10 protein-coding genes are annotated in these 10,809 nt (G+C 37.7%); 7 read left to right on the top strand and 3 right to left on the bottom strand.

What is annotated here, in order from left to right:
• Window positions 1–354: 354 nt before the first annotated feature.
• Complete coding sequence (locus ACG94X_RS16400; RefSeq protein ID WP_419384751.1) at window positions 355–657, top strand: ankyrin repeat domain-containing protein; 303 nt, start codon at window positions 355–357, stop codon at window positions 655–657.
• Between the two features lie 86 nt (window positions 658–743).
• Window positions 744–1,055, top strand: coding sequence for an ankyrin repeat domain-containing protein (locus tag ACG94X_RS16405; RefSeq protein ID WP_419384752.1), 312 nt, complete (start codon window positions 744–746; stop codon window positions 1,053–1,055).
• 324 nt (window positions 1,056–1,379) lie between these two features.
• Here the strand turns inward: ACG94X_RS16405 and ACG94X_RS16410 are convergent, their stop codons facing one another.
• Window positions 1,380–2,072, bottom strand: a complete 693-nt coding sequence (locus tag ACG94X_RS16410) for a TIGR04219 family outer membrane beta-barrel protein (protein ID WP_419384753.1) — start codon at window positions 2,070–2,072, stop codon at window positions 1,380–1,382.
• 136 nt (window positions 2,073–2,208) lie between these two features.
• On the opposite strand from ACG94X_RS16410, the gene ACG94X_RS16415 reads away from it, so the two are divergent.
• The 4 genes from ACG94X_RS16415 to ACG94X_RS16430 all read left to right on the top strand — a co-directional run bounded on the left by ACG94X_RS16415 (window position 2,209) and on the right by ACG94X_RS16430 (window position 6,268).
• Window positions 2,209–3,657, top strand: a complete 1,449-nt coding sequence (locus tag ACG94X_RS16415; RefSeq protein ID WP_419384754.1) for an aldehyde dehydrogenase family protein — start codon at window positions 2,209–2,211, stop codon at window positions 3,655–3,657.
• Window positions 3,658–3,714: 57 nt separating this feature from the next.
• Entirely contained in the window at window positions 3,715–4,299 is a 585-nt protein-coding gene (locus ACG94X_RS16420; protein ID WP_419384755.1) for a DUF1287 domain-containing protein, read from the top strand.
• Window positions 4,300–4,635: 336 nt separating this feature from the next.
• Window positions 4,636–6,123, top strand: coding sequence for a sodium-dependent transporter (locus ACG94X_RS16425; protein ID WP_419384756.1), 1,488 nt, complete (start codon window positions 4,636–4,638; stop codon window positions 6,121–6,123).
• A 1-nt stretch (window position 6,124) separates the two neighbouring features.
• Window positions 6,125–6,268: a methionine/alanine import family NSS transporter small subunit gene (locus ACG94X_RS16430; protein WP_419384757.1), complete on the top strand. Its 144-nt coding sequence runs from the start codon at window positions 6,125–6,127 to the stop codon at window positions 6,266–6,268.
• Window positions 6,269–6,325: 57 nt separating this feature from the next.
• Here the strand turns inward: ACG94X_RS16430 and rsmB are convergent, their stop codons facing one another.
• Together rsmB and fmt are read right to left on the bottom strand one after the other, a co-directional pair.
• Complete coding sequence (rsmB, locus tag ACG94X_RS16435; RefSeq protein WP_419384758.1) at window positions 6,326–7,633, bottom strand: 16S rRNA (cytosine(967)-C(5))-methyltransferase RsmB; 1,308 nt, start codon at window positions 7,631–7,633, stop codon at window positions 6,326–6,328.
• Window positions 7,630–8,589: a methionyl-tRNA formyltransferase gene (gene fmt, locus ACG94X_RS16440; protein WP_419384759.1), complete on the bottom strand. Its 960-nt coding sequence runs from the start codon at window positions 8,587–8,589 to the stop codon at window positions 7,630–7,632. Before fmt ends, rsmB begins: the two co-directional genes overlap by 4 nt.
• 464 nt (window positions 8,590–9,053) lie before the next feature.
• Here fmt and ACG94X_RS16445 point away from each other — a divergent pair.
• Window positions 9,054–10,809, top strand: a 1,756-nt coding sequence (locus ACG94X_RS16445; RefSeq protein ID WP_419384760.1) for an ESPR-type extended signal peptide-containing protein, incomplete at its 3' end; no start/stop codon positions are given.

Consider the following 10,809-nt stretch of genomic DNA (forward strand, 5'->3'; position numbering starts at 1 on the left):
GCTTTTAAATTTAAACACCCCCTCCGCTAACGCAGAGGGGGTGTTTTTTATTGCGCATAATATTTTATAAAATAACAAAATAATACGTGAAATGAATAATTGCATTGAAATAAGAAAGCTTAATAGCCGTTTAAGTGCTCAAAATGAAGAAGATATAAGAGTTTTAAAGACTGTTTACGATGCCTCACCAAACTATTTCAAAACAGTGAAAAGTGTAGAGGCTGTTCAATACTCTGTTAAAAATGGATGAGACTTGCTTGCATGAAAATTATATTTAAGCTGATATTCATTAGAATTCTATGCTTACCTTATACCTTAATATATGCTCAAGAATATGATCGTGAGGAAGTAAAAGTGACATTAGAGCAAATTTTAGATTTAGAGCCTACGTCAGCTTTGGTTTATTGGTCTTCATTAGGAAGAATAGATCAGGTTGAAGCGATTTTAAATTCAGGTTTCGACCCAAATATGCATGATAGTGATGGCTATAGTGCATTACATGCAGCTTCTGAAAATGGTCATTTGGAAGTTGTTAAAATTTTAGTGGAACATGATGCTGATATTAACTATAAGTCTGGATATACTGCTTTAGAATTAGCTAAAATTGCAAAAAAAGATGAAATGGTTGAATATTTGATTGCGCATGGTGCGAAATAATGAAAATGACAAGTAATGGAACCATTTTTTAATTTAGAAAAATTGATGTAATATCTTAAACAGTATGAATAAAATTAGGCTTTCGTATGAAACTCAACTCAATCTCTCCAATCCCCGAAGATGATGAAGAACTGCATCTTCCTGAGCTTGTGTATTGGTCATCTTTGGGTGATCTAAAGCAAGTCGAAAAGTGTTTGACTGAAGGTATTGATGTAAATACCACAGATGATGAAGGTTATAGTGCTTTGCAAGCTGCTGCTGAAAATGATCACTTGGATATTGTGAAATTGTTGGTGAGCAAAGGTGCAGATGTGTATTATAAAGCTGAGTACACAGCACTAGATCTCGCCCAAATGGCTGAAAATAAAGATGTTATTTCTTATTTGAAAAGTTTGTAAATTTAAAAAAGTATTTAAAGCAAAAAGAAAACCCCCATCATCCTGATAATAGGGGTTTTCTTCATATTGGTAGGTTAGATCTGACTCCTGTCGTATCTCACATTCCTAGTGCTCAGACGCTTTATTATTGTTTTATGCCTGGGAAACTTCCTGTTTCCTATAGTTATAGAATATAAAACTTCTAACAATTCGCATAGATGATAAGAACAGCATTCGACGTAAGCTTTTTCATACATTGGAATATAAGAAATATCTACTTATAAAAAAAGCAGATTTTATAATCTGCTTTTCGGTTCACAGGCTTTATTTAAAAAACAAATTTAATTAAAAATGAGCATTTAAACCAATATATGGACCTTTAAATTCAAGTTTTAAATCTTGATCATTAGCTTTATCAAAATTCACTTGCATATAACGGTAGCCAACTTTTGCACCAATATCTAATGCAATATTTTTAATAAAATCGTACTGTAGCTCAGCTTGGATATCCTTGAAACTGGCGTCTTGAAAACCACTATAAACCAATTCAGTTGAAGCGCTTAAACCTGTAAATGGAAGCTTTGCTCCTACATTTACATAACCTAGAATTCCATTACCATCAATGGTGTAATTAATATAGTCAGCAGAAGTGTATTGTTTGACTTCTCCATCTAAATTAGCTAAACCTAAACCAAGGTCAATACTGACAATATTGTCTAAAATTTCATAATATAAAATATAGTCGGTATTTTTTAATGAAGCATCTGTTTTATATAAATTATTTGATGCAGAATTATCTAAACTTACATATTTAATTTTGGCATTAGGAACGAATGGGATTGGATGTTCGAAAGCGAGCGATAGTTGAAGTGCTCCATCTCGATCTAGCTCATCATGAGATTCATATGGCTTGGTAATATCTACATTACCATTGGTCATCCAATAACTTACATCACCTTTTAAACCAATAAAATCGGCTTGTGCGAATGAACTTAGCCCAAGTGTAACCAAAAATGCTGATAATTTAAATTTATTCATTTTTCCCTCTATCTCGGATATGATTTTTTCATTCCGTATTTTTGTAACCTAAATACATTTAATACTTCGCCAACTGAGCGCATGATATAGAGGTTTAATTTAATTTGCATTATTAAAATGTCGCAAAGAGGGCACAATGAAAAATACAGTTGATCAATCCATTTTGGAGTTCCCACTCTATATCGCAAATAAACCTGTAAAAACAGGACAATGGCTTGAAGTGCAAGATAAATTTTCTGGAAAGATTTATGCTAAAGTGGCATTGGCAGATGACAAGATTTTAGAAAAAGCGATCAGTTCAGCGGTGAAAGCTGAACAGGAAATGGCAGCTTTAAAGCCTTTTCAAAAGCAAAAAATTTTACTGCATTGTGTAAATCGTTTTAAAGAAATGCGTGATGAGTTAACGCAAATTTTAATTATCGAAGGTGGAAAGCCAAAACTTGCTGCAGCGGCGGAAGTTGAGCGTTTAATTAATACCTTTCAACTTGCTGCGGATGCTGTGACTACAATGGATGAAGGGCGTTTGATGCCACTCGCAGTGACACCTGCAGCAGCTGCGTATAGTGGAATGATCCGTTACGTTTCGATAGGTGCTGTGTCTTTAATTAGCCCATTTAATTTTCCGTTAAATTTAACCGCCCATAAAATAGCCCCTGCAATTGCCGCAGGTTGTCCTTTTGTATTGAAGCCAGCAAGTTTGACGCCAATTTCTGCTTTGAAAATTGCACAAGTATTGGCAGAAACAGATTTGCCCAAAGGTGCTTTTTCAATCTTGCCATGTCCACGTGAACATGCTGATGTTTTAGTCACCGATGATCGTTTTAAATTATTGAGTTTTACGGGTTCTGACCAAGTTGGTTGGGATATGAAAGCCCGAGCAGGTCGTAAAAAAGTCACTTTAGAATTGGGTGGAAATGCAGCTGTACTCATTGAGCCTGATACAGCGATAAGTGATGCTTTGGTCGATCGTTTGATTGCTGGTGCTTATAGTCATGCAGGACAAGTCTGTATTAGTGTGCAGCGAATATTGGTACATGCAGATATTTATTCGGAATTAAAGAAAAAACTCACTGCTAAATTGAAAAAAATTCATGCAGCAGACCCAAGTTTAGAGACCACCATTGTTGGACCAATGATCAAAGAAGGTGAAGCAGTTCGCCTGAAAAAATGGGTTGATAAAGCCGAAAAGAAAGGTGCAAAAGTTCTGGCGGGTGGTACTTTAAAAGGTATTTTATTTGAACCAACATTGTTGGAAAATGTCGATGAATCACTCGAAATTTATCAGAATGAAGCCTTTGGTCCAGTGGCAATTTTAGAAAAATATACAGATTTTGAACAGGGTATCGCAACCATTAACAAAAGTCGCTTTGGTCTTCAAGCAGGTGTTTATACTCAAAATTTAAATAAGATGATGTATGCGTGGGATCATTTGCATGTGGGTGGTGTGATTATCAATGATGTTCCAACTTTTCGTGTCGATAATATGCCGTATGGTGGTGTCAAAGATTCAGGTCTAGGACGTGAAGGAATTCAATCTGCGATTCGGGATATGCAAGAAGAAAGGTTGCTTGTCATTAAACAATAAGCCATATTTAAAGGAACTACGGTTCCTTTTTACCTTTATTTTAATTAGGATTTTACAATGAGAATAAAATTCTTCCATATATTCACAATACTTTTTTTTAGCATCATCAGTTTTGAAATTAGTGCATTTCAGAATAATAAATTGGTTACAGATGCGCGTTCTCAAATTTGGAAGACTTTATATTACGATCCAAGCTATACCCAACTTAAATATCCAATGGGCGATGTCCCTATTGTAAAAGGCGTTTGTACCGATGTCGTGGTACGTGCTTTACGTCATCAAGATATCGATTTACAGCAACGTATTCATGAGGATATGAAAGCCAATTTTAAGAAATACCCACAAAAGTGGGGCTTAAAAGGGACAGATAAAAATATCGATCACCGTCGTGTTCCGAACATCATGACCTATTTTCAAAGACAAGGTTATTATGTGAATGACCAAAAATATCGAGCAGGGGATATCGTCGCTTGGGATTTAGGGAAGGGCTTAACGCACATTGGAATCATTTCAGATAAAACCACAATGATGACCAATACACCTTTAGTGATTCACAATATTGGCTATGGAGCGCGTGAAAATGATATTTTGTATGAATATAAAATCATTGGTCATTATCGTTTACCGAATGCTTTAAAATAAGCATTGATAAACAGTCGATTTAATCTGATTAATGAATAAATGGATAAAAAAATAACCAATCAGTTTGAATTATGATGTAATTCAAGCCATGTGAAGCAGAATTTACAGAAACTGGCAGGGAAAACAGGTATTGTTGCGCCATTAAACAGCATTTTTTATCACGTTTATTTTATCCAATAAAAGGTCTAAAACGTGCTGGTTCAGAATCAGAACAAAGTGCTCAAAAGGCATCGCTCTTATTCAAACAACAAAATTTTATTATTCGGCTTCACATGCTTGTATCACCAAAAATGAAAATAAACAGCATGTGAAGGCATCTACAGAATTAGGTGTTTTATGACAGATACTCGTGAAAACTGGACTTCGCGATCGGGCTTTATTATTGCAGCAGTTGGCTCCGCAGTGGGGCTAGGAAACATTTGGCGTTTTCCTTATGTTGCATATGAAAATGGCGGCGGCGCATTTCTTATCCCTTATTTAATCGCACTCATTACAGCAGGTTTACCGCTGTTATTTTTAGATTATGCCACAGGGCATAAAAGCAACAACTCTCCACCCAAAGCATATCGCGCTTTATTTAAAGGTGGTGAAACACTCGGTTGGTGGCAAGTCTGCGTATGTATTGTGATTGGTTTATATTATGCCAGTGTGCTGACTTGGGCAGGTAGTTATGTGTACTTCTCCGTGGGTCAGATGTGGGGCAGTGACCCAGAAGCATTTTTCTTTAAAACTTATTTACAGACATCTGAAGCCACTGGATTCGACCTTCGTTTTGTGACCAATATTTTCTGGCCTTTGGTGGGCATTTGGATGCTGACTTTGGTTATTTTATATGGTGGTGTAAAGAAAGGTGTAGAGCTTTCTAATAAAATTTTCATGCCATTATTGTTTGTTTTATTCACTATTCTCGTGATTCAGTCTTTACGTTTACCTGGTGCGGTAGAAGGCTTAAATGCATTCTTTACCCCAAACTGGTCGAAAATGATGGACTATAAGGTTTGGCTAGCAGCATATGGTCACACCTTCTTTTCATTATCTGTAGGCTTCGGGATCATGGTGACTTATGCCTCTTACCTTAAACCGAAAACAGACTTAACAGGTTCTGGTCTTATTGTTGGTTTTGCCAATGCATCGACTGAGATTTTGGCAGGTATTGGTATTTTTGCGGCATTGGGCTTTATGGCTGTGTCGGCAGGAAAACCTGTAGATCAGGTGGTGAGTGGTGGTATTGGTTTAGCATTTATTGCATTCCCTAAAATTATTTCGAGCCTAGGTTCTGGCGCAGATTTGTTTGGCATTTTGTTCTTTGCTTCGCTGTTTGTTGCAGGTATTTCTTCTATGGTAAGTATCTTAGAAGTGCCGATTGCTGCGATGCAAGATAAGCTGAAATGGGGGCGAAAAAAAGCGGTAACGATTATTGGCGGTGGTAGTGCCATTGTTTCGGTGTTTTTATTTTCTAGTGTAAATGCAATTAAACTTGTGGATATTGTCGATCACTTTATTAATAACATTGGCATTATTGGTGGTGCTTTAATATCGATTATCAGCATTGCTTGGTTTAAGCGTTCAGCTTTGATAGAACTGCGTAATCATGTTAATCGTATCTCTACCATTCAACTCGGTAAAGGTTGGGATTTCACGCTGACTGTGATTACATCGATGATTTTGTTAATCACTTTGACCATGACAATTTATCATTTGATCACAGAAGGATATGACAGTTATAGTATGAGTATGCAGCTTATGTTTGGCTGGGGCTGTGTAATTTTCTGCGGTGTAATTGCTGTGATACTTTCACAAATGAAAGATCGTGAGGAGCTCTAAAATGAATACTTCTGCAATTATCATGATGATTATTTCTATGGTGTTTTTATGGGGCGGATTGATCTTATCGATCGTTCATTTAAGTCGTCATCCAGAAGAGATAGATGATGTTTTGAATGAAGTGAAAGATCATCACACACTTTAAGCAAACCCATCAGAAATTTTGAATGTAAAAAAAGCAGGCTTTCAAGCCTGCTTTTTATTATGCAATTTTTTCGATGCGACAATAATAGAAGCCATCGCCATAACCCGTTTCAGGGAGTAACTGACGACCATGGATTTGGGTTAACCCCCAATTTGCTTCTATTTTAATTTCTTTGGCATCTGCATGTTCAGCAAAAAAGTTAACCATTTGCTGTTCATTTTCAACTTTTAAAATAGAACAAGTGACATATAACAACGTCCCGCCGACTTTAAGTTGTTGCCACATATGTGCCAAAATTTTCTTTTGTAAATCTACAGTTTTTTCAATATCTGTAGAATGACGTAGTAAACGAATATCAGGGTGACGGCGCATTACCCCAATTGCAGAACACGGTGCATCTAAAACGATACAATCTACAGGCTGTTCCGCTGTCCACTTGGTTGCATCGGCAGTAATGATTTCTACATTTGCATGTTCATTAAGTTCAAGGCGTTCTAAATTTTCCGCAACACGTAATAAGCGTTTTGCATCATGATCCAAGGCAATGATTTTCTTTGGATTAAAGCGTTCCAAAATGTGCGCCAATTTACCACCAGGTGCAGCGCAGGCATCGACTACAACTTGGTCATCTAAATTGGGTAAAAGCGTTGCACAAAGTTGGGCATGTTCATCTTGAACAGAAAAACCGCCTGCTTCAAAACCGGGTAAATCGGTGATATTTCCTGTTTGCTCAAGCGTGATACCGACATCGGAAAGTTCACAAGCATGTGCATCTATTTGCTCTTCTTCTAGAATTTCCAAATACTCAGCACGGCTGACTTGACGTTCATTGACACGTAAAGTGAGTGGGGCAGTTTGCTTTAAATTTTTGCAAAGATCTTCAAGATGTTCAGGCCAATCTTTTTTCACACGCTTATATAACCAACTTGGCAACCCATGTGCTTGTTCTAAAGCGGTTTGGAATTGCTCTGTTTCACGTGAAACACGACGTAGAATTGCATTTACAAGACCGCTTAATGGCTCATATCCAAGCTGTTTAGCTGCAGTCACTGTTTCAGAAATTGCTGCATGTGGTGGGACACGAGTACATAAAAGTTGATATAAACCTAAATATAAACAGCTTTCTACAGCGTCATTCTCTAAAGGTTTGGTCAATAAAGGGAGAGTAATCGCTTTTAAAGCATGCCACTGACGTAAACAGCCTAAAGTAAGCTCATGGTATAAGCCACGATCACGATCAGAAACGATATTGATATGTTGATTTAAAACTGAGGTCAATGACTGACCATTTTGAACAGCCAATAACGTTTTGATCACTTGCGCACGCAAATTCAAATTTTTGGCTGAAGAATGAATTTGACTCATGCGAATTTGTATCCTAAAGAAAGTTTTTGAGTTTGGTTAATTTGAACAGCATTTAAAGCTTTACCACCTGGCCATTGTAAACTAGTGAGGCAAATCACACCTTGACCACACACTACATGCACGCCGTGTTTGTCAATCGCAATAATTGTTCCCGAAGTTTCATCACTGGTTTTGATATGAGAAATTTGGCAATTCCAAATCCGTAAATTGTCATTTTCATCGATAGGTGTAAATGCAACAGGCCAAGGATTAAAAGCACGGATGTTTCGATCAATATTAACCGCAGATTTTGTCCAGTCTACTTGTGCTTCAGCTTTGGTCAGCTTATGTGCATAGACGGTAAATTGTTCATTCTGAACTTCACGGTGTTCTAAATAGTATTGTAATTTTTGTTCAGAACTTAGTACAGCACAAATCGCTTCTGCACCTTGAATAGCAAGTTTGTCATGCAGCGTTGCAGAGGTATCTGATGTTGTAATTGGGCAAAGTGTTTTAAACATCATGTCACCAGTATCCAACCCTGCAGCCATTTTCATAATGGTTACCCCTGTTTCTGTATCACCCGTTGCAATAGCACGTTGGATGGGTGCAGCACCACGCCAACGTGGTAGCAAAGAACCATGAATATTTAAGCAACCATATTTAGGCGTATCTAAAACAGTTTGAGGTAAAATTAAACCATAAGCTGCCACCACCATGACATCTGCCTGTAAAGCTGCAAGCTCCTGCTGTGCAGCACAACCTTCCTCAGTCGATGCCTTAAAGTGTAGTGGTTGATAGATTGGTAAATTGTGTTCAAGTGCCAATTGTTTTACCGCAGACGCACTAAGTTTTTGTCCGCGTCCAGCTTTACGGTCTGGCTGAGTATACACAGCGACAATTTCATGTGTAGTGTTGAGCAAAGCGGCTAAAGCACTTGCTGCAAATTCAGGTGTGCCCGCAAAGATGATTTTCAATAGTGGAACTCTTTAACATTTAATTCACCATTATAGCAAAGCTCCATAGAGCTGTTTGATAATTCGGTAAATTCATTATTGAGCTTCTTTTGAAAGATATTTTATGTAAATTAATAAATTCAATTTCATGTAAATTTAACTAAAAAAATTTAATTTAATGCACGAAAAGTGACCAAAAGTGACATATTTGAGTTTGTTTATTTTTTCTTCAAAACGTATTAATCTGTATTTATGAAATATAAACACATGATATTTATTAAAAATTTAATATAAATGAGAAAATGAGATTTAGTCAGATTTTTTTTTGTAAAACGTGAACCATAATGCGTTTTTTTTATTGATTAAATTGTATGCTTACTGTTAAATATTCCTAGATGAAACTTAAATAACCTCTTTTTTAAAGATTTACCACAACAAAAATCATTAAAGAAGTGCATAAATAAACAGCACCACGGGAACAAAAAATGAACAAAATCTATAAAGTGATTTGGAATGCAGCTTTAGGAACGTGGGTAGCGGTTTCAGAGCTTGCGAAAGGTAAAACAAAGTCTTCTAAAGTAAAGGCAATAGTTGGTACAGCGACACTGGCGTTGATGGTGACCTTTAGTTCGGATGCTATGGCCGTTTTTGTAGGGGCTGGAGGTTCAACTACTGGGGCTGGTATTGCTATAGGGAATGGAAATCTTAATTCAGCTGTTGCAAGTAGTACTGAGGGCATTTCAATTGGTGCAAGTACAGCAGCAAATGCTGAACAATCTACAGTTATAGGTAATGATGTAAATACGAGTACCACAGCTGTTCAAGCTGTAGTTATAGGTTCAAATTTTAATTCAAACCAAACCACAACAACCGGCAAAGGTGGGGTTTCTATTGGTAGTGGTTTAACTACTGGCCTGAAAAGTCCAACTGCGAACGGGATTGGTTCAGTTGCAATTGGTTCAAGTGGTGATAATACTGCGAATAGTAATAACTTTAATGGTGCTGTGGCTACAGGAAACCATGCATTGGCGTTGATGGCTGGTGCAAATGCAGCTGGTGCAAACTCAATTGCGATGGGTGTCGGAGCGAATGCAATAAATACAGACACAATCGCGATTGGTAAAAATGCTTTTACAGGTGCTGTTGGTAGTGAATCTCTGAATAATATCGCAATTGGTACAAATGCGACTAATGGTACTATTGCTAGTAGCAATCCAGCTGGAACAGGGGGTCAGATTGCTTTAGGTAATGGCGCAAAAACGACTACATTCGCACAAATTGCAATTGGTGATAATTCTAATGCGGGTGGTAATAATTATGCAATCGCGATTGGTGGAGGAGCAACAGTAACTGCAAACAGTGGTATTGCGGTAGGTGGGGTTGCTATTGGTCGCACAACTCAGGCGGGTAGTTTTGCAACAGCAATAGGCCCTGGTGCGCAGGCTACTGGTAATACGTCAACAGCCTTAGGTAATGGTGCTACAGCAAATATTACCAATAGTGTTGCTTTGGGCGCCACTAGTGCTACCTCAGCATCAGTGAATAGCACGACTCAAACGATTAATGGTAAATCTTATACGGCAACAGGCACAGCAGATACAGGTGTTGTGAGTGTTGGTTCAGCAAGTATTAAACGTCAAATACAAAATGTTGCTGCAGGTCAAGTGACTGCAACAAGTACTGATGCAATTAATGGCAGTCAGCTTTTTAATACCAATACTGAATTGACTAAAGTGGCTACTGATACAGCTGCAGCTTTGGGTGGTGGGGCTGCGGCAGGTACTGCAGCAGGCGGTATTACAGCACCGAGTTATACCATTACTAAAACAGATGGTACTACATATGCGGCGGCAAATAATGTAGGGACCGCTTTATCTAATTTAAATACAGAAGTTGTTAAGCCAATTACATTCTCTGGCAATACTGGTTCAACGACAAATAAGCTAGGAAGTACTGTAACGATTAGTGGTGTTGGCTCAACAGCAGGAACGTACAGCGGCAATAATGTTAAGACAGCAGTAACAGGCTCAGTTCTTAATGTTCAAATAGCAGATGCTCCTAACTTTGCAGGAACAGTGACCTCTACAGGTTTGCAAGTAAATGGCAACAGTACTGTTACTGGTACGCAGACTGTTACAGGTCTAAGTAATTTGAATGGTGGTGCTGCATTAAATAACCAAAAAATTACAGGTCTTTTGGATGGGACAGTAGCATCGGGATCAAAAGAAGCAGTCAATGGTG

It is taken from the genome of Acinetobacter psychrotolerans, from assembly GCF_048552595.1.
GTDB lineage: Bacteria > Pseudomonadota > Gammaproteobacteria > Pseudomonadales > Moraxellaceae > Acinetobacter.

Coding starts and splice junctions, on each gene's coding strand:
- rsmB (WP_419384758.1), bottom strand. CDS start 7,633: ATGAGTCAAATTCATTCTTCAGCCAAAAATTTGAATTTGCGTGCGCAA.
- ACG94X_RS16430 (WP_419384757.1), top strand. CDS start 6,125: ATGAATACTTCTGCAATTATCATGATGATTATTTCTATGGTGTTTTTA.
- ACG94X_RS16405 (WP_419384752.1), top strand. CDS start 744: ATGAAACTCAACTCAATCTCTCCAATCCCCGAAGATGATGAAGAACTG.
- ACG94X_RS16410 (WP_419384753.1), bottom strand. CDS start 2,072: ATGAATAAATTTAAATTATCAGCATTTTTGGTTACACTTGGGCTAAGT.
- ACG94X_RS16415 (WP_419384754.1), top strand. CDS start 2,209: ATGAAAAATACAGTTGATCAATCCATTTTGGAGTTCCCACTCTATATC.
- ACG94X_RS16425 (WP_419384756.1), top strand. CDS start 4,636: ATGACAGATACTCGTGAAAACTGGACTTCGCGATCGGGCTTTATTATT.
- ACG94X_RS16420 (WP_419384755.1), top strand. CDS start 3,715: ATGAGAATAAAATTCTTCCATATATTCACAATACTTTTTTTTAGCATC.